Raw genomic sequence first — 23,764 nt, forward strand, 5'->3', positions numbered from 1 at the left:
ATAGAGGAATGTAGGCTAGGATTCGCCGACAGGGACGTCGGCGAAAGAACGGAGGAGCCAGGATGGCGATTGCCGTTCGTTCCGTTAAAGCCGGAATGACGACATTCGGGCACCTGCGAAGCAGGCTGAAGGACGGTGCCACGCTGGGGTGTCGGGGGGCAGCGACAGGCCCCCCGACTCGGACGCATGCGCGATGCATATGCAGATTTCGGTACTTTAGGCGTACGAAATATTACAGCGACACCTATAAACCTAGGCTGACAGAAACCTTATACCTCGCCATTAATCACTTTTTAGCCTTCCCTTCCTCACCACCTCAGCAAAATGATGCAGTGATTTTTGTAACTCTTCTAGCGTCACCGGCTTCGACAAACAGCTATCCATCCCGACCTGAATACAGCGTTCCCGCTCTTCCGCCAGCGCATTCGCCGTTACGCCGATAATTGGCGCGGTGCGGCCTTGCTGGCGCAGACGCGCAGTGAGCTGGTAACCGTCCATGTTTGGCATGTTAACGTCGGTAAGCACGATATCGGCCGGCTGTTTCGCCAGTGCGCCTAATGCATCCAAACCATCGCTCGCCGTTGAGACCGACTGGTATCCCAATGAAATCAGCTGATCGGCCAGTAAACGACGGTTGATCGGATGATCGTCGACGATCAGGATATGCACATCGCTGTAATCTTTGACTTCAATAGGGACATTATCTTCAGAAAGATCGGGGAGTAATGCCGTGTCTTCTGGCACAAAGATGCGACGTAGAATACTCAGCAACTCCAGCGGAGCCGCCGTGCTGAGCACCCATGAGCCATCTTCGTTACGCTTAGCGTGGCCTATATATTCTGCGGATAGGCGTATATGCGTCTTAACCGGCGTGTTCAGGGTAATATCATGATCTGAAATCAAAATCCCCTGCTCGTCGCAGCGTTCGCTGGCGCTGCACAGGCGAACATCTGCACCCGCCATCGTCAGGAGTTTCAGTAGATAACCTTCCAGACGCGCGTTGTGGATCTCAAGCCAAACGGCTTTTTGGGCTAATGCTGTAATTTCAGGCGCTGATTCCACGGCCTGATACATCGGAATACGTACGGTAAATATGCTGCCCATTCCCGGCTCCGATTCCACGGCAATATCGCCATCCATCAGGCTGACCAATTTTTCACAAATGGCCAGACCCAGACCTGTTCCTTGGAAATGGCGCTGCACACCGGTTCCTACTTGGAAGAATGGATCGAACAGCTTCATCACATCGCGGAACGGAATGCCTAGACCGGTATCACGTACGCGGAATTCGAGATAGAAATCCTGTACCCGCACCTGAAGAATAATGCAGCCCGTATCGGTAAATTTGATCGCGTTGCTTAATAAATTCGACAGTACCTGCTGAATACGCATGATATCGCCAGCCACGGAATCCGGTACTTCAGGCTCAATAAAGCAGTACATCGCTAAACGCTTGCGCACCACCAGCGGCAAATAGTTGCCGATAATATGCGGGATCACCTTACGCGGCTCAAAGATCCCCGGCTCTATTTTGAGCTGTTCGGATTCTATCTTGGAGAAATCGAGAATATCGCTGATGATTTTAAGCAGCAGACCAGAAGAGTTGCTCATTGCCGCGAGCAGGCGCTGAGTCTCCTCCGGCAGCGACTTAGTTTGTAGCAGGTCGAGATTGCCAATGATGCCATACAGCGGCGTTCTCAGCTCATGGCTTACCGTTGCCAAGAACATTGATTTCGACTGGCTGGCCTGTTCGGCGGCATTCGCTAACTCTTGTAATGACTCTTCAATTTTAACGCGCGCGCTTACGTCAATCATGACGCAAATCGCCACATCCTCATTGCGATAGCGGGAGTGAACAAAGCTAATTTGCAGATTTTGGTTCTGACTGGTAATAACGTCGACCACGCTACTCGGCTGTTCACAGATAATACGCGTGATCCGATGGCGGTCTTCAGAGGTGAACAGGCTAATATAATTATGCGCCAATTCATTGCTCAGAATATTGCTACCGTCTTTAATCCGCAGAATACAGATGCCAACTGGCGCAGATGCGACAATTTTACGGTTAAATTGCTCATGTTCTTCCAGACGAAACGCATTATTTTCTGCCGGAGAAAACATTTTGCGCTCAAATAACCACGTCAGCACAATGAGAATAAGTGCACTGATTAAGTTTAGGATCACCGCATTAATCAGCAGTAGATTAAACCGCTCGAGCAATACGCTGGTTGGCAATGAATAGACAATGCTTAACCCTGACGGGCTCAGTTTCTTTTTCAGCAACAGGGTGTCATAGCCGCTGTTATAGCCAAAATAGTTATCATCGTTTGGAATACCTGAAAGAGCCGGCTGTTCCCCGCCATTTTCGGTATAGGTCATTAATACGTCATTATTTTCATTCAACAATGTGACGCCTACCGGCAGCGTTGAAGGATTGGTGAAATCCTCCAAGCGAATATTTTGCTCGGTGCCTAGCAGCGCTTCCAGTTTGTTGGCGATGTAAACCGGCGTAATAACATAAAGCGCGCCCACGTCATTTTGGGTTCCGGGGATCACCCAGAACAGCGTATGTTCTTTCTCTTTATTATTGCTGTTTTGGAACATCAAAATACGCTGATGTAAATTGCGGAACACATTGCTTTGGTCGAGTGGCGTATTGCGAATACCAAAATCAGCCAAGCACAAACTGTCGCCGCCGATAAAGAAGATTCGGTTTAAGTCATACGCCGCAACGAAATTCTCTTTCCAATAGTTGATGAAATTACTAAGCGACTCTAACGAGTTCTGGTAATTATCGCTAAGTAACTGGCAATCAGACTCAGGGAAAATGGGCGTCAGCGGCGGCAGCGTATTCTTTCCACTAAATACGCCGTTGATCATATCTAGCCCAGTCACAGACCAGCTCAGTCGATTTTCTGCGATATAGCGAATATCGCGCATAATGCTTGAGGAGTGCTTGATCATCCCCTGCGCCTGATCAAAATTCAGGTTGAAGTCTTGGCGGATGTCCGACTCTTTCTCATGAAATTCATTGAGAATATAAAACGTGGTCAGCAAAGCGCCCAAGATCCACAGCATCAGCGCCAACGATCGGAATAGATAACGTGAAATTCGCAGCGTTGTTCGGAAAGAGGCTAGATATTTCAAAGGATTACCATAGCAGAAAACGGACTGTTAAACGAAAGGCCTACATGCATGTATCACACTAGTCACTAGAGATAAAAAAAGCCAGTACAAACATCTGCACTGGCTTTTTATCGAGTCAACGAAACGCTAGCAATTAGGCGTTTTCGTCGCCCTCTTCATCATCAGACTCTGACGCATCATCAACGCTTTCAGCATCGTCTGCGACATCAGCGATATCGCCGTCAACCGCTGCGGCCTCTTCACCATCAAGGACTTCATCGTCCTCTTCGGGTTCAGCAACACGCTGCAAGCCAACCACATGCTCGTCTTCTGCGGTGCGGATCAGCGTAACACCTTGGGTGTTACGACCAACAACGCTCACCTCAGAAACGCGGGTACGTACTAACGTGCCAGCATCGGTGATCATCATAATCTGATCGCATTCGTCGACCTGAACAGCGCCAACCACGTTACCATTACGCTCGCTGACCTTGATAGAGATAACCCCCTGAGTCGCACGGGACTTGGTTGGGTACTCTGCTACGCCGGTACGCTTACCGTAACCATTTTCGGTCACGGTCAGGATATCGCCTTCGCCACGAGGAATGATCAGTGATACAACGCGGTCTTCACCGTTGAGGTTGATACCGCGTACGCCCGTTGCGGTACGGCCCATAGAACGCACTTGGCTTTCTGGGAAACGCACCACTTTACCGGCCGCAGAGAACAGCATCACTTCGTTGCTGCCATCGGTCAGATCAACGCCAATCAGCTCATCGCCTTCGTTCAGATTCACGGCAATAATGCCCGCGCTGCGAGGACGGCTGAAATCGGTCAGCGCAGTCTTCTTCACGGTACCGCTCGCGGTTGCCATAAAGACGTGACGACCTTCTTCGTATTCGCGCACCGGAAGAATAGCGGTGATACGTTCGTTGGCTTCCAGCGGCAGCAGGTTGATGATCGGACGACCACGCGCACCACGGCTCGCTTCAGGCAACTGATAGACCTTCATCCAATACAAACGACCACGGCTTGAGAAGCACAGAATGGTATCGTGCGTGTTGGCCACCAGCAGGCGGTCAATGAAGTCTTCTTCTTTAATACGTGCTGCGGACTTACCTTTACCACCGCGACGCTGTGCTTCGTAGTCGGTCAGAGGCTGATATTTCACATAGCCCTGATGCGACAAGGTCACAACGACGTCTTCCTGCGAGATCAAATCTTCGATGTTGATATCAGCAGTGTTTTCAGTAATTTCGGTACGACGCGCATCGCCAAACTGATCACGAACCGCAATCAATTCTTCGCGAATCACTTCCATCAAGCGATCTGGGCTTTCCAGAATGAAGATCAGCGCAGCGATCTGTTCTAGCAGATCTTTGTATTCGTCGAGCAGCTTCTCATGCTCAAGGCCGGTCAGTTTCTGCAAACGCAGATCCAAGATCGCCTGAGCCTGCTGTTCAGTCAGATAATAATGACCTTCACGAATACCGAACTCTGGCTCTAACCATTCAGGGCGCGCAGCGTTATCACCGGCACGTTCCAGCATGGCTGCAACGGTACCCAGCGCCCAGCCACGTGCAACCAGCAGCGCTTTCGCTTCTGCAGGGTTTGGCGCATGACGGATAAGCTCGATGATTGGGTCGATATTCGACAGCGCAATCGCCAAACCTTCCAAGATGTGCGCACGATCGCGCGCTTTACGCAGTTCAAAGATGGTACGACGAGTCACAACTTCGCGGCGGTGACGCACGAATGCCTGTAGGCAATCTTTCAGCGTCAGCAGTTTAGGCTGTCCCTGATGCAACGCCACCATGTTGATACCAAACGTCACCTGCATTTGCGTCAGTGAGTACAGGTGGTTCAGAACCACTTCGCCCACGGCGTCACGTTTGATTTCAATAACAATACGCATACCGTCTTTATCAGACTCATCGCGCAGGGCGCTGATGCCTTCCAGACGTTTTTCTTTCACCAGCTCGGCAATTTTCTCAATCAGGCGAGCTTTGTTCACCTGATAAGGAATTTCATGCACGATGATGGTTTCACGGCCGGTTTTTTCGTCCGCTTCAACTTCGGCTTTGGCACGGATATACACCTTGCCGCGCCCGGTACGATACGCTTCCTCAATACCACGGCGACCGTTGATGATCGCGGCTGTTGGGAAATCCGGGCCAGGGATATGCTGCATCAGGCCTTCAACCGTAATGTTTTCGTCATCAATATAGGCCAAGCAGCCATTGATCACTTCATTCAGGTTGTGTGGAGGAATATTGGTTGCCATACCTACGGCGATACCGGAAGAACCGTTCACCAGCAGGTTTGGAACTTTGGTTGGCAGCACCGCTGGAATTTGCTCGGTGCCGTCATAGTTAGGCACGAAATCAACGGTCTCTTTTTCCAGATCCGCTAACAGTTCGTGAGCAATTTTGGACATGCGGATTTCGGTATAACGCATTGCTGCGGCGGAGTCGCCATCAACAGAACCGAAGTTACCCTGTCCATCAACCAACATGTAACGCAGCGAGAACGGCTGAGCCATACGAACGATAGTATCGTATACCGCGCTATCACCATGTGGATGGTATTTACCGATAACGTCCCCGACGATACGGGCCGATTTTTTATATGCTTTATTCCAGTCATTGCCCAATACATTCATCGCGAACAGAACGCGACGGTGAACTGGCTTCAGTCCATCACGAACATCCGGCAGCGCACGCCCGACGATAACGGACATGGCGTAATCCAGATACGAGTTTTTCAACTCTTCTTCGATGTTGACCGGCGTAATCTCTCTGGCAAGGTCGCTCATGGAGCTGCTATCCCTCTACTGACTTCTGATGATTCATCTGCTGCCGCTACCCTAACAGACACCCTTGGGTATATTCATCGAATAGATCAAAGCGCATACACGATGACAAAGACCGCGAATTATATCATAAAGCCGGATTTAGTGCGAAACCCTGTGCGCTTTTCAATGCACGGCGGAATTAACCTCATTTCGCCAAGAATCTGTATAATCCACAGCAGTACTTTTCTCAAAAAATTATTTTCCGGTGAATGATTCACGCTGCCAGAAATATCTTAGAAGGAGTGTTCGGTGTCTGAACAAAACGTAGACCATCAGGAAATCGCTAAATTCGAAGCCGTGGCGTCACGCTGGTGGGATCTCGAAGGCGAATTTAAACCACTGCACCGTATTAACCCTCTGCGCCTGAACTATATTCAGCAGCGCGCCGACGGTGTATTTGGTAAGAAAATCCTCGATGTTGGCTGCGGCGGCGGCATTCTGGCTGAAAGCATGGCGCGCGAAGGTGCGGATGTCACTGGATTAGATATGGGCGCGGAGCCCTTACAGGTCGCCCGTTTACATTCACTGGAAACCGGTATCAAAGTCACCTACGTTCAAGAAACCGTTGAACAGCACGCCGACGTTCATGCTGGGCTGTACGACATTGTGACCTGCATGGAAATGCTGGAGCATGTTCCCGATCCGCGCTCCGTGGTTCTGGCATGCGCCAAGCTGGTAAAACCCGGCGGACACGTTTTCTTCTCGACCATTAACCGCAATAACAAAGCCTGGCTGATGGCGGTTATTGGCGCTGAATACGTATTAAAGATGGTGCCAAAGGGAACTCACGACGTGAAAAAATTCATCCGCCCTGCTGAGTTAATCGGTTGGATCGACGAAACCCCGCTGCGCGAACGCAATATGACCGGGCTGCACTACAACCTGTTGACGGATAAGTTCAAGCTGGCACCGAACGTGGATGTGAATTATATGGTGCATACGGTTAGGGATTTGGGGTGAGGTTTCGTGCGCCTGTTGTTTATGACACCTTTGTGTAATATTCCGCCCGCCAGCTGTTTATGACACCTTTGTGTAATATTCCGCCCGCCAGCTGTTTATGACACCTTTGTGTAATATTCCGCCCGCCAGCTGTTTATGACACCTTTGTGTAATATTCCGCCCGCCAGCTGTTTATGACACCTTTGTGTAATATTCCGTCCGCCTGTTCATATCGAGCTTCATTGATACACAGGTGAAGGCGTACGGGCAGAGACCACCAGCGCGTGGTCTCTGCACTCGCGCGCTTTTATCCGAGACGCCATCTCCGCTCCGGTTTGGTATCGCCCATCCAGGGCGCCCCAAACTCCGCCGATACATCCCTGTATCGGCGGCTCTCCCTACCAAGACTTAAACAGTTAAAAGACAAAAAACAAAATTGTCTTTTGTTTTTTCATGTTGAAAGAATGCATTTTAGAGCCGCCAGCAGGGATGCTGGTGGCAGGTCGAGGGCGCACAGGACGTGCGCTCTGAGACCGGTCGGCCAAACGACACGGTAAAAAAGCGCGCGAGTTGAGAGTCCCCGCGCAACGGGACTCTCATCGGACGCCTACGTCAGCGGTTTCATGGAAACAAATTTGCTGATTGGCGGACGAAACCGTCGCCGTAGTAACATATACTACGACTGACCATACAATCCCTTCCCCGTTCTAAAATATTACACAAGCCTATAATCGAAAAACGAACAAACATTCACCTCACAAATCCACGATCAATATTTGACTTTTTCACTCCGAATAAGAAACCAGCAATCGATCAATTTATTTTATTTTTAAGTGGAATCTTATCCCCCTCACCTCTCGACCGCTGCCGCCAGTAATGACGGTACGTTAGCGCCAGACTTAACAATTCACCCCCAAGTTATCCACAATTTAGCCCTGTTTTGTTCACTTGCAAAACTGAGCTAAGAACACTATCTTGTTATCACTCCTTGATTAATACACCACATCTTGTGTTCACAGCACGAAATCGACACTACACGTCAAATTAATGCAACAATGATTTTGCATTGATTTAACGCGCATGGTTTTTAATAAACACGATGACGACTTGAACATGAGAAAGCACACGGACAGGTAAATAGCCCTATGAATCAAAGTCTGCTGGTCACTAAGCGTGACGGAAGCAAAGAACGTATCAATCTTGATAAAATCCACCGCGTACTCGACTGGGCTGCTGAAGGCTTGAGTAATGTCTCCGTTTCTCAGGTGGAATTACGTTCTCACATCCAGTTTTATGATGGGATCCGCACCGCGGATATTCACGAAACCATCATCAAGGCCGCCGCAGACCTGATCTCCCGTGACGCTCCAGACTATCAATATCTGGCTGCGCGCTTGGCTATTTTCCACCTGCGTAAAAAAGCCTATGGTCAGTTTGAACCGCCTAAATTGTACGACCACGTAGTTAAACTGGTCGAAATGGGCAAATATGACAAACACCTGCTGGAAGATTACACCGCAGAAGAGTTTGCCCAGATGGACGAATTCATTGACCACTGGCGCGACATGAATTTCTCTTACGCCGCGGTTAAGCAGCTGGAAGGGAAGTATCTGGTTCAGAACCGCGTTTCCGGCGAAATCTACGAAAGCGCCCAGTTCTTGTACATCTTGGTCGCAGCCTGTCTGTTCTCTAACTACCCGCGTGAAACCCGTCTGAGCTATGTAAAACGCTTCTATGACGCGGTATCAACGTTCAAAATTTCTCTGCCTACGCCAATCATGGCAGGCGTGCGCACCCCTACCCGCCAGTTCAGCTCTTGTGTGCTGATCGAATGCGGCGACAGCTTGGACTCGATCAACGCCACGTCCAGCGCTATCGTGAAATATGTCTCCCAGCGTGCCGGCATCGGCATTAACGCCGGTCGTATTCGTGCGTTAGGTAGCCCAATTCGCGGCGGTGAAGCTTTCCATACCGGCTGTATTCCGTTCTATAAGCACTTCCAGACCGCGGTCAAATCCTGCTCTCAGGGCGGCGTGCGCGGTGGCGCTGCAACGTTGTTCTATCCTTTGTGGCATTTGGAAGTTGAAAGCCTGCTGGTGCTGAAAAACAACCGTGGTGTTGAAGGTAACCGCGTTCGCCATATGGATTACGGCGTGCAGTTGAACCGCCTGATGTACCAGCGCTTGATCAAAGGCGGCGACATTACGCTGTTTAGCCCGTCAGACGTTCCTGGCCTGTACGATGCTTTCTTTGCCGATCAGGACGAGTTCGAACGCCTGTATATGCAGTACGAAGCCGACGACAGCATCCGTAAGCAAAAAGTTAAAGCGGTGGAACTGTTCTCGCTGATGATGCAAGAGCGCGCCTCAACGGGTCGTATCTATATCCAGCACGTTGACCATTGCAACACCCATAGCCCGTTTGATCCGGCTATAGCACCGGTTCGTCAGTCCAACCTGTGTCTGGAAATCGCCCTGCCAACCAAACCGTTGAGCGACGTCAACGACGAGAACGGCGAAATTGCGCTGTGTACGCTGTCGGCGTTTAACCTCGGCGTTATTGAATCGTTGGACGATTTAGAAGAGCTGGCGGTGTTAGCCGTTCGTGCCCTTGATGCGCTGTTAGACTATCAGGACTACCCAATTCTGGCGGCTAAACGCGGGGCGATGGGACGTCGTACTCTGGGTATCGGCGTGATTAACTATGCCTATTATCTGGCGAAAAACGGCGTGCGTTACTCCGACGGCAGCGCGAACAATTTGACCCATAAAACCTTCGAAGCTATTCAGTACTACCTGCTGAAAGCGTCTAACGAGCTGGCGAAAGAGCAAGGCGCGTGCCCGTGGTTCAATGAAACCACCTACGCACAGGGCGTGCTGCCAATCGACACCTATAAGAAAGATTTGGATACGATTTGCAACGAGCCGCTGCACTATGACTGGGAAACGCTGCGTCGCGAGATCAAACAGCACGGCCTGCGTAACTCCACGCTGTCTGCGCTGATGCCGTCTGAAACCTCTTCGCAGATTTCTAACGCGACCAACGGCATTGAGCCACCGCGTGGCCACATCAGCATCAAAGCGTCGAAAGACGGTATCCTGCGTCAAGTGGTGCCAGAGTATGAGCGCCTGAAAAATGCTTATGAGCTGCTGTGGGAAATGCCCAACAACGATGGCTATTTGCAGCTCGTCGGCGTGATGCAGAAATTTATCGATCAGTCGATTTCCGCCAATACCAACTACGATCCGTCTCGCTTCCCATCAGGGAAGGTTCCGATGAAGCAGCTGTTAAAAGACTTGCTGACGGCGTACAAATTTGGGGCTAAGACCCTGTATTATCAAAACACCCGTGATGGCGCAGAAGATGTGCAAGACGATTTGCAGGCCGTTGCAGAAGACGACGGTTGCGAAAGCGGTGCTTGCAAGATTTAACCAAGACCAGCACGAAACCGCCGATATCCATCGGCGGTTTTATCCTAAACGGTAGGATTATAGTTTTATGGCATATACCACATTCTCGCAAAACAAAAACGATCAGTTACTCGAACCCATGTTCTTCGGTCAGCCGGTTAACGTGGCGCGTTACGACCAGCAAAAGCATGAAATTTTTGAAAAGCTGATCGAAAAACAGCTCTCTTTCTTCTGGCGCCCCGAAGAAGTTGACGTGTCTCGCGACCGTATCGACTATCAAGCGCTGCCAGACCATGAAAAACACATTTTTATCAGCAACCTGAAATATCAAACCCTGCTGGATTCGATTCAGGGACGCAGCCCGAACGTCGCGCTGTTGCCGCTGATCTCTATCCCAGAGCTTGAAACCTGGGTCGAAACTTGGTCGTTCTCCGAAACCATTCACTCACGCTCTTACACGCATATTATTCGTAATATCGTTAACGATCCGGCGGTGGTGTTTGATGATATCGTCACCAACGAAGAAATCCTCAAGCGTGCGAAAGACATTTCCGGCTACTACGATGATTTAATTGAGATGACCGGTTACTGGCATCTGCTGGGCGAAGGCGCTCATACCGTCAACGGTAAAACCGTCAACGTCAACCTGCGCGACCTCAAGAAGCAGCTTTATCTGTGTTTGATGAGCGTCAACGCGCTGGAAGCCATTCGCTTCTACGTCAGCTTCGCCTGCTCTTTCGCCTTTGCCGAACGCGAACTGATGGAAGGTAACGCTAAAATCATCAAACTGATTGCCCGCGATGAAGCCTTACACCTAACCGGCACCCAGCATATTCTGAATCTGATGCGTTCAGGTCAGGACGATCCTGAAATGGCCGAAATTGCCGTTGAGTGCGAGCAGCAATGCTATGACCTGTTTGTTCTCGCTGCGCAGCAGGAAAAAGAGTGGGCAGAGTATCTGTTCCGCGATGGCTCTATGATTGGCTTGAACAAAGATATCCTGTGCCAATACGTTGAATACATCACCAATATCCGCATGCAGGCCGTTGGCTTGGGGCTGCCGTTCCAAACGCGCTCTAACCCAATTCCTTGGATCAATGCTTGGCTGGTGTCTGATAACGTTCAAGTGGCACCGCAGGAAGTGGAAGTGAGTTCTTATCTGGTTGGTCAGATTGACTCTGAAGTCAACGCTGATGACCTGAGCGACTTCGAGCTGTAATCCCTTGAGCTTTTCACCTTACCAAGACTCGACGCTGGCGGCCGACGATGCCGCTAGCATCGAGGCTGAAAATGCCAGCGTTGAGCCGTTTACGTCCAGCATCACACTCGCCCTTTCTGGCACTAAGCTTGCGTTCACGCACGGCAAAACCTCGCTGCTTGAAGCCCTTGAGCATCATAATGTGCAGGTGGAATACCAGTGCCGTTCAGGCTATTGCGGATCCTGTCGTTGCAAAATGACCAAGGGGCGCGTGATTTATCGCCAACAGCCGCTGGCTTTCATCAACGAGGGTGAAATTTTGCCTTGTTGTTGCCATCCAGACGGAGACATCGAGGTGGAGCTTTAATCGCTTCCACCGCGATTTTTTATCTACAATCCCTTCCCCTATCACACTGATAACGCCCACAAAAACCTGTCCTTGCTCCCACATTTTTACATGTTTATTTCAAACACCGCACAATCAATTGTATGATGTAGCTCGCTTTTTATGTGATAAGGACTCGGTTTGGCTCAGACGTGTGCTGGCAGCCGATTTATAAATAATCAGCGACTGTTCATAGATTATTTGGTTCTAGCAAACTCCTTATCGGACTTTGCATGCTTAGCTGCGCTTTTTTAGTGTGGTGTCAGCCATTTATATTCCCCAAGTAATTCGAATCGAGTCTTATCACGGAGCTGTTCAACAATGCCAAATACAATAACAACGAAAGCCAAACTGCTACCTATGCTGATTTTGGCCTCCCTTTCCGCCGGAACGTTAAGCGCCAACGCATGGGCGGCGACGCCACCGAAAACACTGGTCGTGGTGCAAACGCTGGATGATATTGCCAGCCTCGATCCAGCCGAAAGCAACGAGCTTTCCAGTATTCAAACGGTGCCTAGTCTCTATCAGCGCCTGATCCAAGCCAATCGCGATAACCCAGCCAAAATTGATGCTGTGTTAGCCGAGAGCTGGCAAGGCGACGCAGCCAATAAAACACTCACCGTTAAACTGCGCCCTGATGCCAAATTCTCTTCCGGTAACCCTGTGCGCCCTGAAGACGTTATCTTTTCTTATACCCGTGCGGTAACCCTCAATAAATCACCGGCGTTCATTTTGAACGTATTAGGCTGGGAAGCGGATAACGTCGCTAGCCATCTGAAGAAAATTGACGACCATACGCTGCAGCTCACGTGGACCGCCAACGTCAGCCCCGATGTGGCACTTAACATTCTCTCAACGCCGATTGCCTCCATCGTCGATGAAAAAACCGTTACGCCAAATATCAAAAAAGATGATTTTGGTAATGAGTGGCTCAAAATGCACTCAGCCGGAAGTGGGCCGTTCAAAATGCGCGTTTATCAGCCGCATCAGGCCATCGTTTTGGATGCCAACCCGCTGTCAAACGACGCACCTAAAATCGCCAATATCATTATTAAAAACGTGCCCGATCCGGCGTCTCGCCGTTTGCTGATCCAGCAAGGTGATGCCGATATTGCCCGTGGGCTTGGCGCTGACCAAACCTCCGCGTTGCAAAATCAGGCCGGTATTAACGTGATGAGCATTCCTTCTGCCGAGCAAAATTATTTAGCATTTAACACCGGCAATACCGCGAATTCATTACTGGCAAATCCTGCGCTGTGGGAAGCGGCTCGCTATCTGGTCGATTACAAAGGCATCACGCAGGACTTACTCAAAGGCCAATACTTTGTGCATCAGAGTTTCCTGCCGGTCGGTTTTAACGGCGCGCTGGAGAACAATCCGTTTAACTTCGATCCTGCCAAGGCCAAAGCCATTCTCGAGAAAGCCGGGATCAAAAATGCCGCCTTCACGCTGGATGTTGAAAACAAAGCGCCGTTTATCACCGTGGCTCAATCTATTCAGGCCAGCTTCGCGCAAGGCGGCGTGAAAGTGGATCTGCTGCCTGCGGCAGGAAGTCAGGTTTATGCACGCGTGCGTGCGCGCGAGCATCAGGCCGCGATCCGCATGTGGCTGCCGGACTATTTCGATGCGCATTCCAACGCCAGCGCCTTTGCCTACAACGATAACAAAGGCAGCACCGTCGCATGGCTAAACGGCTGGAAAATCCCTGAGCTGAGCCAACAAACGCTCGCCGCCGTTGCCGAGGCCGATAGCGCCAAACGTTTGGATAGGTATACTAAAATGCAGCAAGAGCTACAGCGTAGCTCACCGTATGTGTTTATCGATCAGGCCAAAACTCAGGTTGTGCTGCGCGACAACGTGAAAGGCTATCAGCAGGGGCTGAACGCCGATATGGTTTACTACGATCGCGTAACCAAGTAATTCTTTCGCTTTTTATCTACCTTAAGCGGAGAAACTATGGCTGCTGACTTCACGCCGGAAAATAATTTCCGGCGTCATTTACAGACCCTGTTGCAGGGTCTGCTTACGCTCGCATTAACGCTTTTCGGGCTGCTGCTGATTACGTTTTTGCTTTCCGCGCTCTCTCCCGTCGATCGCGTATTACAAATCGTTGGCGATCATGCCAGCGTCTCCACCTACAATCAGGTTCGTCACCAGCTCGGGCTGGATCAGCCACTGCCGGTGCAGTTCTGGCACTATCTGATCCAGCTTGGGCACGGCGATCTGGGCACCGCCAGCGCAACCGGCCAGCCGGTGCTACAGGATTTACTCACGGTATTTCCTGCCACGCTGGAGTTAGCCACGTTAGCGCTCATTATCGGCGCCACACTCGGCGTTTTGCTGGGCGTGCTGTGCGCGCGTTATGTCGGAACGGCGTGGGATTTAACCATCCGCACTCTTACCCTGCTCGGCAATTCGGTGCCTATCTTCTGGCTTGGCCTGCTGATGCTGCTGCTGTTCTATGCGCGTTTGCAGTGGAGCGCTGGGCCGGGAAGACTGGACGATATTTATCAATACAGCGTTGAGGCCAAAACTGGTTTTGTGCTCATCGACACTCTGCTCTCCGGTGACAGCGGCGCGTTTCTCAACGCCATTAATCACCTGACGCTCCCGGTTTTGCTGTTGGCCTATTTTTCGATGGCCAGCATCACGCGACTCACACGCTCGGCGTGTCTGGGTGAAATGAATAAAGAGTACGTCACGCTTGCACGCGCCAAAGGGGCGAGCGAAACCACCATTCTGATACGCCACGTGTTGCCCAATATTCGCGGAACGTTATTCACCGTGATTGCGCTGGTCTATACCGGCATGCTGGAAGGTGCGGTTCTCACCGAAACCGTATTCTCATGGCCGGGCATTGGGCGTTACCTCACTACCGCGCTGTTTGCCGGTGACACCACGGCGGTGATGGGCGGTACGCTAGTCATTGGCGTGTGTTTCGTGTTGATTAATAACCTGACGGATCTGTTGGTACGTCTCACCGATCCGAGGGTGCACTAATGAATCTATTAAGAAAAATTCTCCGTTCACCGGCGGCCTGCTGTGGATTGGTGATTATCCTGCTGCTGATGCTCTGCGCCATTTTTGCGCCGTGGTTAGCCGGGCAAGATCCCAATTGGCAAAACGCAGCGGCGCGGCTGCTGCCGCCCGAACCGGGGCATTGGCTCGGCACTGACGCCTATGGGCGAGATATGTTGGCCCGGCTGCTGTATGGCACCCGCCCGATGTTAGGCATGGTGCTGTTGGTAACCGCGATCACGCTTCCGCTCGGCCTGCTGATCGGGATTTTATCCGGCTATTACGGCGGTTGGACAGAACGCGTGCTGATGCGATTTACCGATGTTGTTATGTCGATGCCGCGCTTAATTTTAGCCTTTGCCTTTGTCGCCATGCTGGGGCCTGGGCTTATCAATGGCGCACTGGCGCTGGCGCTCACCACGTGGCCCGCCTATGCCCGTCAGGCTCGAACTGAAATTCAAAAGCTCAGAAACAGCGATTATCTCAGCGCCGCAGAAATGCTGGGCATTCGTGGTTTCAGGCTGATGTGGGGACATATTTTGCCACTCTGCTTGCCTTCCGCCATCGTGCGTTTAGCGCTGGATTTAGCCGGTATTATTCTGGCGGCTGCGGGCTTGGGCTTCTTGGGCTTAGGCGCTCGCCCACCGATGGCTGAATGGGGCGCGATGATCGCCGACGGCATGCAGGTGATCTTCGATCAGTGGTGGATTGCCGCCATTCCCGGCGCTGCGATTCTGCTCAGCAGTTTAGCGTTCAATCTGCTGGGCGATGGCCTGCGTGATATTTTGGAGTCCGATCATGACTGACATTTCGCAAAACCATTCGCTGATTGAAGCGGTAGATTTATCGGTTCACTTTGGTCAGGCGTGCGTCGTCAATCAGCTAAATTTTTCCTTAGGCCATGAGCGTTTAGCCTTAGTGGGAGAATCCGGCTCCGGCAAATCAATGACCGCTCGCGCGCTGATGGGGCTAATTCGTCAGCCGGGCAAAATTAGCGCTACGACGCTACGTTTCGAGCAGCAGAATTTACTGGAACTAAAGCCCAAACAATGGTCTGCGCTGCGCGGCAATAGCATCGCTATGGTGCTGCAAGATCCTCGCTACGCGCTCAATCCGGTGCATACCATTTATCGCCAAATTGAAGAGGCGCTTACGCTGCACCAGCGTCTATCGCGCCGTCAACGTGATGAGTTGATAATGCACACCGCCGAATCGGTCGGGCTGCCAGCGCATAGCCTAAAACGCTATCCGGGCGAGCTTTCTGGCGGGCTGGGGCAGCGCGCCATGATTGCCATTGCGCTGATCAACAATCCAAAGGTGCTGATCGCTGATGAACCCACCTCTGCGCTGGATGCTCGGCTGCGCCATCAAATACTTTCTCTTTTGGTGGAACAGTGCGAACAGCGCCAGATGGGGTTATTGCTGATTAGCCACGATCTGCCGTTGGTGGCCGAACACTGCGACCGCGTGATGGTGATGTATCAAGGGCAGTGCGTTGATGAATTGCGGGCAGCGGAGCTTCCGCAGGCTACGCATCCTTACACCCGAACGCTCTGGACCTGTCGACCGAATGCCCAAACCTACGGTTCCCTGCTACCGGTTCTGGATCGCTCACGCGCTTTTGGAGGAGAACCTCGTGCCGCTGATTAACATTCAAGATTTGCACGTCAGTTTTTCTGACGGACGACAGCGCAAACACGTGGTGCAGTCGGCGCATTTTCAGGTCAATGAGGGGGAAACCTTTAGCCTAATCGGCGCATCAGGCTGTGGGAAATCGACTATCCTGCGCGTCATCGCCGGTTTACAGCGTGAGTGGCAGGGGCAGATTGATTTATTAGGCTCTCCCCTACGCCCGCAGAAAGGGCTCAGCGGTGAAATTCGCCGCAATGTGCAGATGGTGTTTCAAGATCCCTATGCCTCGCTGCATCCTCAGCATCGTTTGTATCGTTCTTTAGCAGAGCCGCTGCAAATTCATCGCGAAGCTAACGTAGAGCAACGGGTGGCAGAAGCACTGCAGCAAGTCGGACTTCCCGCCGATGCAGCGCAGCGCTTTCCTCACCAAATTTCGGGAGGGCAACGCCAACGCGTCGCTATCGCCCGCGCCCTGCTGCTGCGGCCTAAAATCTTACTGCTCGATGAGCCCACCTCTGCGCTCGATATGTCGGTTCAGGCTGAAATTCTTAATCTGCTTAACGAGCTAAAGCGGCTGCATTCCATGACCTATCTGCTCGTCAGCCACGACGTCGACGTGATTGCACATATGTCACAGCGCGCGGCGCTGATGGAGGATGGAAGAATTATGCGGGAGTTTGATCGCGCGGCGTTAGCGCGCGGTGAACATCGTTTCGACTGAGGTCGATTGATATGAAAAAGCCCCCTGAGCAGATAAAGGCTCAGGGGGCTTTAATAACCGATTGAATCAGTAGCGTAAATCAGCGATTAGCGACGGTTGCCGAAAATACGCAGCAGCATCAAGAACAGGTTAATGAAGTCCAGATACAGGGTTAACGCGCCCAAAATCGAGTATTTACGGAAGTTATCTTTATCTTCAGGATTCAGCTGTTCGCCCATAGCTTTCAGCTTCTGAGTATCATACGCGGTCAAACCCACAAAGATAATCACGCCCGCATAGGTAATCACCCACGTCAGCGCTGGGCTTTTCAGCCAGATATTCACCAGCGACGCCAGAATGATACCGATCAGCCCCATAAACATCATCGAGCCAATGCCGCTCAAATCACGCTTGGTGGTGTAACCGTAGAGGCTCATTGCCCCGAACATACCGGCTGTAACCACGAAAGTGCTCGCGATAGACGAATAGGTATAGACGATAAAAATACTCGCCAGCGTTAATCCGGTGAGTGCCGAATAGAGCATAAACAGCGAGGTTGCGGCGGCGGCGCTCAGTTTCTGCACCATACCTGACAGCACAAACACCAACCCCAACTGCACAATGATTAAACCGAAAAAGGTAATTTTGCTGGAGAAAATAAAATTCAGCACGGCTGGCGTATGCGCGGCGTACCACGCCACGATGGACGTGAGCAACAACCCACATGTCATCCAGCCATACACTTGCGCCATATATGCCTGTAGGCCCGAATTTGCGCGCTCTACGATCGAGCCATTATCACGAGGATATCGATCCATGAAGATCACCTTTAGCTAAAAATGACAATATTATCTGTATTGGTAAAACAACCAGACAGTTCTCTTAATAAGCCTACCACAGAACCGTCTTTTTGCTGCGGGCTGAGTGTGCCGATATATTTCAGATTTAAGCAATATTTACTTATGTGGCGTTTTTAACCCACCGTGCAGTTAAGCACGGCGGCAATTTATACCCAAAATCATTCGAGTTGCTTGAATGCAGCCAACGATAAGCAGCTTGAAGTATGACGGGTATATACGTTAAACGCCTGACCAGCGTTTGGTTACATTCGCCACTCGCTCACCGAACTTGCGCGCGGTTTCCAAATCGCCCGGCAGCGGCGCTTCATCCGGCGAGGCATCGGAAGGCGATACCGTCATTAGCCCTGAAAAACCGGCAATATAGTTCACATCATTGCGGTTTGCCGCTTTGGTATTGGATGGCAACATGCCCATCCCGACCCACACCCCGCCATGCTGCTGTGAGAGATGGAACATATAATCGAGCGTGCCGAGTTTGTCGCCGTTCATGCTGGCTGAGTTAGTGAACCCAGCAAAAACTTTATCTTTCCACTCTTGGCTAAACCAAGGCTTCGAAGAGGAATCTGCAAATTTCTTAAACTGCCAAGACGGCCCGCCCATGTAGGTTGGGCTACCAAAAATAATCGCGTCGGCCTGCGCTAACAGATGCCATCCTCCTTCCGGCAAATTGCCTTCGCTGTCGATAGCTAAAACGTCAACGGTTACCCCCTCTACCTGCTGCGCACCCGCAGCTACCGCCTCTGCGGCTTTGGCGGTATGCCCGTATCCACTATGAAAAACCACGGCTAATGCTGTCATAAAATAACTCCTCACACGTTGGTTAATTCGTTATACGCCTGAGAATATTTATACGTCGGGAATAGGATGGCGTCTAGGGAGATGGTTTTTTCATTCAAATACAGCAGCAGGAACACTCACGCCCAGACTCAATAGACAATCGGACGCCTAAAATCAGTGGTATCAGGTAAAAGCGCAACCGTCCGTAGGTGTCGATTACAGATAAACCATATTTCATCCCGATCGTTAGATAATATGTAGTAAGCATCCGATGATTCTGAGGGATTAAACACGCCTAACGCCCGATAGGCTATTTCACAACTAAACCCGCTACGTAGCGGCAAAGGTCGTGGCCCGTTCTCCAACTCCTCAACCCGCAAATAAAGACCTTGCTCAAACCAAATCAAATTAGCCCCTTACCTCTACGAAAGTTACCTCAAATACTGCAACACCGGTGCAGCGCTGAAATAAGTATAGTGAAAATAAAGCAGAAGCTAATTTGTGGCTGCCTGTACGGCAGTGAACTTATGTGTTTGGACCCACGCGCACTATCGCCTTTTCTAAGCTGCCTGTACGGCAGTGAACTGATGCGATAAGCAAAGTGACGGGCGGCTATTTTTCTAAGCTGCCTGTACGGCAGTGAACTGCACGCCTTTTGCTTTAGCTCTTGCGCCATTTTTCTAAGCTGCCTGTACGGCAGTGAACAAATTTTCGCTCACGTGTTGCGTCTTCTTGCTTTTCTAAGCTGCCTGTACGGCAGTGAACATTACGGGCGTTGCTTCTGGCGCTGAAACTACTTTCTAAGCTGCCTGTACGGCAGTGAACTGTTGAGAATTAGCTAAAAAAGCTGACTAATCAGATCATTAATTCATTTTAATGAGATTAACCCTTTTTTCTGCACGTTAGTTATGGACACTAAAAATCAATAAATTAGATACACGTACAAAAAAAGGGTTCGCAAGATTTGATCGGCAATGAAATAAAACATATCCCTGCCATTTATAAGCACAGGGATATCAACGCGGATGATTAGCTAAAACCACGGCACCATTGCCGTTGCGCTTAAGCCATAGCTACTAAATTTGCCCGTCGTTGGCTGCGTTTGCAGTTCGCCCTGACAAATAAACAGATGAAACATTTGTCCGGTGGACAAACTTTTTAGCACGATAAAAGGCAACGATGTTTTCTGCTCATTAGCATCCAAAATCTGCAATCGCGCCTGCTCTTCGGTTAGCCAACCTTTTTTTACCGATCTACGTCGCAGCCGTTCCGCGCTGCTTTTTACCTGCACGCGGCTCACCGTGCGATAGGCCACTTTTTCTGGCACCGCTAAAATTTCAGCGCACTGGCTATAGTCTCGCAGTCCCTTTAGCCACTGGGTGGCTTCTATCGCAGATAATGCCTGCTGTGAGCCGTGCAGCCTAATGGTGTCACCGAGAGTTTTCGTCGCTCGCGGAAAGCTGACGCCAACATCACCTTGGCCATAAGCGCCGAGGGCGCGATGCAGTTTGGCAAACAGCGCCGCCATCAGCATCGGTTCGCTAAACTCAGGGTCTTCCAACACGCGGATATCCTGATAAAAATTCATATCAGCCCCTTATTCACCTTTTTCACCAAATACACCGCCGCGAATTAGAACCGCCATCACGTAATGTTGTTGCTCCACCGCCGGCTTTTCGCCTTTGGTCACCCATTTATCCAGCAGCGTGTAAAAATCCATTTTTTCTTTTGGTTGGCGACAGGCAACGCCACGGCTGGTTACCGAGCCATAAGGTTCCACGGCAATTGCCCCTAAAGATTCAACCATCGGATGCCAAGTATCGATAGTACGTAGCGCGTTACCGATTTTTTGCGAATGCATCGCGGCCACGTTGCTGACTTGGTACAACACCTTGCTTTTTTTGCTATTGCTGTCGAGAACCAACTCTTGCGATGGGAAAATTTCCTGCCCAGCCCCTAAATGCACAAAAGCATTCACGGTCAGCAGCGCAAAACTTTCTCCGCGCAGCCCGGTTTCAATCACCTGTGCCAACGCCTTCAAATCGCCTTTCGGTTGGCCAAACTCGCGCAGGCTATAATTCTGCGCATCGAATTTCCAATGCTGTTCTCCAAAAGAGACATGCACTTCAATCGCCTCCGCGCCAATACGGTTGCGCCATAGAAAACGACCATTCGCCAGATTCTCAGCGTAGCGTGCAGCCAGTTCAGCAAAACCGTGCTCGGCGATATAGCCCTCAATCACGTCCTGCAAAGCAAGCTGATATTCCTGATCGTTACACACCGACGGCGTAGACAAATGACCCAGCACGCGCAGGGTAAACGTCACTTTCAACGTATCGGCATCCATTGGCAAAGCGGCAACGTCAACGCGCTGTAGGTTGGCTTTTTGGATTTCGACGTCGAGCTTTGCTGGATCGCTGGCAAGCGCGCTCTTCAATCGGTTGGAGATGGTACCGCGCACCGCTTTTTCTTGAATCTGGATGGGCTGCCAGACATTCCCCTGCCAATTACCCGAATACATTACCGCGTCTGAATTAGCCAGTTTGCGTTCAAAAGCGAGTACTGAAGCGGTTTTGATAACTGAAGTTTTAGCCATTTTTTCATCCCTTAAAATTCGTCTGAGTAATGTGAATCATCTTGTGTAACGTCGTCAGGCAAGGCTTGCCCACGGCAGTAATATCCAGTGTCAGTAATGTGATAGCGCCAGAACAGCTCATCAGGTTCTTGAATACGATGTACGCCTCGCCACTCCCCTATGCCATAAACGGGTTCGGCAAAACAAAACGGTGTATCGCTGTCGCGAGCGTTGACCACGGTGCCGGGTTCATAAAGCGGGGAAATTCGCTGCCAGCCGGTCATTAGCGGGACGAGATAGCCCAGACGAGGTTTTTTCACATACTCCCATGTCGCGCTATCTTCTTGATCTTGATCTGCTTTCGCCGCCATTTTCAACGCAGCAAAATCAAGCCATGCGTCCATCATTTCCACATCAGGATTTTGCTGTTTTAGCGCTTGGAAATGCTCGTCAAGCCAGAGCGAACGGTCATACAACGCAAAACCCGGCATCAGGCCGTAGAGATTGGCGCTTAAGTTGCCGGCGCTACACACCTGAACATTGCGCAATTGGGTAATGGTGCCCCCTGCCAGTTTTTGCGTTTGGCAAAGATCTTGCAGATACTTAGCCAGCGCTTGCATACCGACATCACCGTTAGCAATTTCACCGTGACACTCAATCACCAGAGAAACCGTCATATGCATACGGCCCTCTTCGTTAAACGAGGCGGTTTTGGCTTCTTTGGTCAACGGATTACGAGTGAGAGCAAACTGATAATCGCGCCCAGATGAATAAGCGTGAATTTGGTGGCGATGACAGATGACACCGCAACCTTCTAGGGTGAGGCCGTGGCTGATTTGCAGTTTTCGAGATAATGCATGCGTGTAACCCAGAAAATGAGTAATCGCAGGAAACCCCCAGGTGAGTCCGGCAACTGCGTTGGCGTTTTCTACCGTAATCCACGGTAAAATAATGATATTACTCATCGCGGCATCTCCTGATAGCCTGCTCCATTTCGTGCAGACGACGCTTGAAAAGTGGCTGGGTCTGCCATTCTCGACGCTCGGTCTCCCCGACCTTGAGTTCAGCACGACGAAGATGGCTGTTTAACCACAGCGCAAAATCATTGGCTACCGCATCTTGCCAATCGCCTTTCTCGCGCTCGTTAAAAAATGCCTCGTCGTTTTTTGCCCGCCACGGATCGAGCCAAAGCTGTTGGTGAGGTTTGAGTTAGCACTTTTCATCCGCGGTCCAGCCCTCAAATTCCCTACGCTGTAGATCAGCCGCGATGTTGAATAACAGGTCGATAAGTTCATCTATGTAGCGGTCGCGCTGCTGGCGAATAGCTTGATTATTATTTTCTCCCGCGCCCAGCAATAGTTGGATCAAACGACGACGCAACGTGCTGGTTGCCCGTTCATATGGACCTTGGCCGAAGAAGCTATTCAATGCCACTGGCGGTTTATCCTGAGTTTTCCACTGCGGTGAGGCTGAGGATAGAAGCCACACACGCCAACCTCGGCTGCTATTGAGTGCTGATATGTTTTGTGGCTTGGTGCCACCAAAGTTCATCACCGCCGTCTGAGGAAAAATCACCAGCGGATCAGCATGCCATTTTTTATCACGGCGAGCTTTCCAAATGGCTTTACTTTCCTCGCTAAAGCGCAACGCTACCATGCGCTGATTTAAAGCCTGAGCAAGAGGTGAGGAAAACAGCGGTCCAAGCAAATGGTATCCCCCTTCAACAGGAATATAGATCTGCTTTGCCAGTTTATGAGACGCAGGTGGCTTGGCTATAAGGACGCTAGTAAACCCCGTCATCCAAAACGCAAGTTGCTCATCGTCCTCCGCCAGCTCTGCCAGTACGGAGCTATCACCGCGTTGCAAACAAGCTAGCAGCGAGTCCCCTTCTACTTCAGTTTTAAGCAGATTTGCGACATCAAAAACCGCCGCATTTCCTGTAAAATCAATACAGGGATTCAAGATAGTTGCGGTAGAGAGATAGCCTTCATTTTCAGTAGTTTCGCTGAAAACACTGCTGCTTTTTGAATCACCATGAGCGAACTTGGCAACATGAGTAGCCGAGCTGATTTGCCCAATACGGTTGACGGCATCCGTTAACCAGCTGCGAGTTTCATAGCGCGACGCCAGTTCATGCCGCTCTTGTAGCAAGGTGCTTTCGTCTTCCCCCACAGCCTGCCGTTTGATCATTTCCTTATCAAATGCATCGAGTTTTGTTTGCCGTCGTCCGGCAATGTACTCTTCAATAAAAACGGTCAACCCTTGATATGACATACACACTCCTGTCCCT

17 protein-coding genes, 1 pseudogene and 1 CRISPR repeat array are annotated in these 23,764 nt (G+C 50.8%); of the genes and pseudogenes, 9 read left to right on the top strand and 9 right to left on the bottom strand.

Features of this window, described 5'->3' with window-relative positions; translation table 11 throughout:
* Positions 1-282: 282 nt before the first annotated feature.
* Both rcsC and gyrA read right to left on the bottom strand, forming a co-directional pair.
* Positions 283-3,147, bottom strand: coding sequence for a two-component system sensor histidine kinase RcsC (gene rcsC / locus AB3Y96_RS14375; protein ID WP_367299515.1), 2,865 nt, complete (start codon positions 3,145-3,147; stop codon positions 283-285).
* Between the two features lie 133 nt (positions 3,148-3,280).
* Entirely contained in the window at positions 3,281-5,941 is a 2,661-nt protein-coding gene (gene gyrA / locus AB3Y96_RS14380; protein ID WP_168780200.1) for a DNA topoisomerase (ATP-hydrolyzing) subunit A, read from the bottom strand.
* Positions 5,942-6,229: 288 nt separating this feature from the next.
* Between gyrA and ubiG the strand changes: the two genes are divergently transcribed.
* From ubiG to AB3Y96_RS14425, 9 genes are all read left to right on the top strand, one after another.
* On the top strand, positions 6,230-6,940 hold the full coding sequence (ubiG, locus tag AB3Y96_RS14385) for a bifunctional 2-polyprenyl-6-hydroxyphenol methylase/3-demethylubiquinol 3-O-methyltransferase UbiG (RefSeq protein ID WP_072309101.1): 711 nt from the start codon (positions 6,230-6,232) through the stop codon (positions 6,938-6,940).
* A 1,124-nt stretch (positions 6,941-8,064) separates the two neighbouring features.
* Entirely contained in the window at positions 8,065-10,350 is a 2,286-nt protein-coding gene (gene nrdA, locus AB3Y96_RS14390) for a class 1a ribonucleoside-diphosphate reductase subunit alpha (RefSeq protein ID WP_367299516.1), read from the top strand.
* A gap of 67 nt (positions 10,351-10,417) precedes the next feature.
* Positions 10,418-11,548: a class Ia ribonucleoside-diphosphate reductase subunit beta gene (gene nrdB, locus AB3Y96_RS14395; protein ID WP_367299517.1), complete on the top strand. Its 1,131-nt coding sequence runs from the start codon at positions 10,418-10,420 to the stop codon at positions 11,546-11,548.
* Between the two features lie 100 nt (positions 11,549-11,648).
* On the top strand, positions 11,649-11,894 hold the full coding sequence (gene yfaE / locus AB3Y96_RS14400) for a class I ribonucleotide reductase maintenance protein YfaE (protein WP_367300326.1): 246 nt from the start codon (positions 11,649-11,651) through the stop codon (positions 11,892-11,894).
* A 339-nt stretch (positions 11,895-12,233) separates the two neighbouring features.
* Positions 12,234-13,832: an ABC transporter substrate-binding protein gene (locus tag AB3Y96_RS14405; RefSeq protein WP_367299518.1), complete on the top strand. Its 1,599-nt coding sequence runs from the start codon at positions 12,234-12,236 to the stop codon at positions 13,830-13,832.
* Positions 13,833-13,868: 36 nt separating this feature from the next.
* Entirely contained in the window at positions 13,869-14,912 is a 1,044-nt protein-coding gene (locus AB3Y96_RS14410) for an ABC transporter permease (RefSeq protein ID WP_367299519.1), read from the top strand.
* Positions 14,912-15,736 (top strand): ABC transporter permease, encoded by an 825-nt coding sequence (locus AB3Y96_RS14415; protein WP_072309899.1) that lies wholly within the window; start codon positions 14,912-14,914, stop codon positions 15,734-15,736. The genes AB3Y96_RS14410 and AB3Y96_RS14415 overlap by 1 nt, the downstream gene beginning before the upstream one ends.
* Complete coding sequence (locus AB3Y96_RS14420) at positions 15,729-16,580, top strand: ABC transporter ATP-binding protein (protein ID WP_367299520.1); 852 nt, start codon at positions 15,729-15,731, stop codon at positions 16,578-16,580. The genes AB3Y96_RS14415 and AB3Y96_RS14420 overlap by 8 nt, the downstream gene beginning before the upstream one ends.
* The gene (locus tag AB3Y96_RS14425) at positions 16,567-17,283 is read left to right on the top strand and encodes an ABC transporter ATP-binding protein (protein WP_367299521.1); all 717 of its coding nucleotides are present in this window, start codon (positions 16,567-16,569) and stop codon (positions 17,281-17,283) included. Before AB3Y96_RS14420 ends, AB3Y96_RS14425 begins: the two co-directional genes overlap by 14 nt.
* A gap of 86 nt (positions 17,284-17,369) precedes the next feature.
* Here AB3Y96_RS14425 and AB3Y96_RS14430 read toward each other — a convergent pair whose 3' ends face one another.
* The 7 genes and pseudogenes from AB3Y96_RS14430 to csy1 form a co-directional block, all read right to left on the bottom strand.
* Positions 17,370-18,080: a Bax inhibitor-1/YccA family protein gene (locus AB3Y96_RS14430; RefSeq protein ID WP_025798019.1), complete on the bottom strand. Its 711-nt coding sequence runs from the start codon at positions 18,078-18,080 to the stop codon at positions 17,370-17,372.
* 261 nt (positions 18,081-18,341) lie between these two features.
* Entirely contained in the window at positions 18,342-18,920 is a 579-nt protein-coding gene (locus tag AB3Y96_RS14435; protein WP_367299522.1) for a flavodoxin family protein, read from the bottom strand.
* A 128-nt stretch (positions 18,921-19,048) separates the two neighbouring features.
* The gene (locus AB3Y96_RS14440; RefSeq protein ID WP_367299523.1) at positions 19,049-19,306 is read right to left on the bottom strand and encodes a hypothetical protein; all 258 of its coding nucleotides are present in this window, start codon (positions 19,304-19,306) and stop codon (positions 19,049-19,051) included.
* Positions 19,307-19,396: 90 nt separating this feature from the next.
* A CRISPR array of direct repeats spans positions 19,397-19,724; the repeat unit is 28 nt; unit sequence TTTCTAAGCTGCCTGTACGGCAGTGAAC.
* A gap of 208 nt (positions 19,725-19,932) precedes the next feature.
* Positions 19,933-20,487, bottom strand: a complete 555-nt coding sequence (cas6f, locus tag AB3Y96_RS14445; RefSeq protein WP_367299524.1) for a type I-F CRISPR-associated endoribonuclease Cas6/Csy4 — start codon at positions 20,485-20,487, stop codon at positions 19,933-19,935.
* A 9-nt stretch (positions 20,488-20,496) separates the two neighbouring features.
* Positions 20,497-21,495, bottom strand: a complete 999-nt coding sequence (csy3, locus tag AB3Y96_RS14450) for a type I-F CRISPR-associated protein Csy3 (protein ID WP_367299525.1) — start codon at positions 21,493-21,495, stop codon at positions 20,497-20,499.
* A gap of 11 nt (positions 21,496-21,506) precedes the next feature.
* Positions 21,507-22,439, bottom strand: coding sequence for a type I-F CRISPR-associated protein Csy2 (gene csy2 / locus AB3Y96_RS14455; protein ID WP_367299526.1), 933 nt, complete (start codon positions 22,437-22,439; stop codon positions 21,507-21,509).
* Positions 22,432-23,748, bottom strand: a pseudogene (gene csy1, locus AB3Y96_RS14460) (type I-F CRISPR-associated protein Csy1). The gene csy2 and the pseudogene csy1 overlap by 8 nt, the downstream one beginning before the upstream one ends.
* Positions 23,749-23,764 lie beyond the last annotated feature (16 nt).

The organism is Hafnia alvei, from assembly GCF_964063325.1.
GTDB classification, from domain to species: Bacteria; Pseudomonadota; Gammaproteobacteria; order Enterobacterales; family Enterobacteriaceae; genus Hafnia; species Hafnia alvei_B.

Coding starts and splice junctions, on each gene's coding strand:
- gyrA (WP_168780200.1), bottom strand. CDS start 5,941: ATGAGCGACCTTGCCAGAGAGATTACGCCGGTCAACATCGAAGAAGAG.
- nrdA (WP_367299516.1), top strand. CDS start 8,065: ATGAATCAAAGTCTGCTGGTCACTAAGCGTGACGGAAGCAAAGAACGT.
- nrdB (WP_367299517.1), top strand. CDS start 10,418: ATGGCATATACCACATTCTCGCAAAACAAAAACGATCAGTTACTCGAA.
- AB3Y96_RS14405 (WP_367299518.1), top strand. CDS start 12,234: ATGCCAAATACAATAACAACGAAAGCCAAACTGCTACCTATGCTGATT.
- AB3Y96_RS14410 (WP_367299519.1), top strand. CDS start 13,869: ATGGCTGCTGACTTCACGCCGGAAAATAATTTCCGGCGTCATTTACAG.
- AB3Y96_RS14415 (WP_072309899.1), top strand. CDS start 14,912: ATGAATCTATTAAGAAAAATTCTCCGTTCACCGGCGGCCTGCTGTGGA.
- AB3Y96_RS14420 (WP_367299520.1), top strand. CDS start 15,729: ATGACTGACATTTCGCAAAACCATTCGCTGATTGAAGCGGTAGATTTA.
- AB3Y96_RS14430 (WP_025798019.1), bottom strand. CDS start 18,080: ATGGATCGATATCCTCGTGATAATGGCTCGATCGTAGAGCGCGCAAAT.
- AB3Y96_RS14435 (WP_367299522.1), bottom strand. CDS start 18,920: ATGACAGCATTAGCCGTGGTTTTTCATAGTGGATACGGGCATACCGCC.
- cas6f (WP_367299524.1), bottom strand. CDS start 20,487: ATGAATTTTTATCAGGATATCCGCGTGTTGGAAGACCCTGAGTTTAGC.
- csy3 (WP_367299525.1), bottom strand. CDS start 21,495: ATGGCTAAAACTTCAGTTATCAAAACCGCTTCAGTACTCGCTTTTGAA.
- csy2 (WP_367299526.1), bottom strand. CDS start 22,439: ATGAGTAATATCATTATTTTACCGTGGATTACGGTAGAAAACGCCAAC.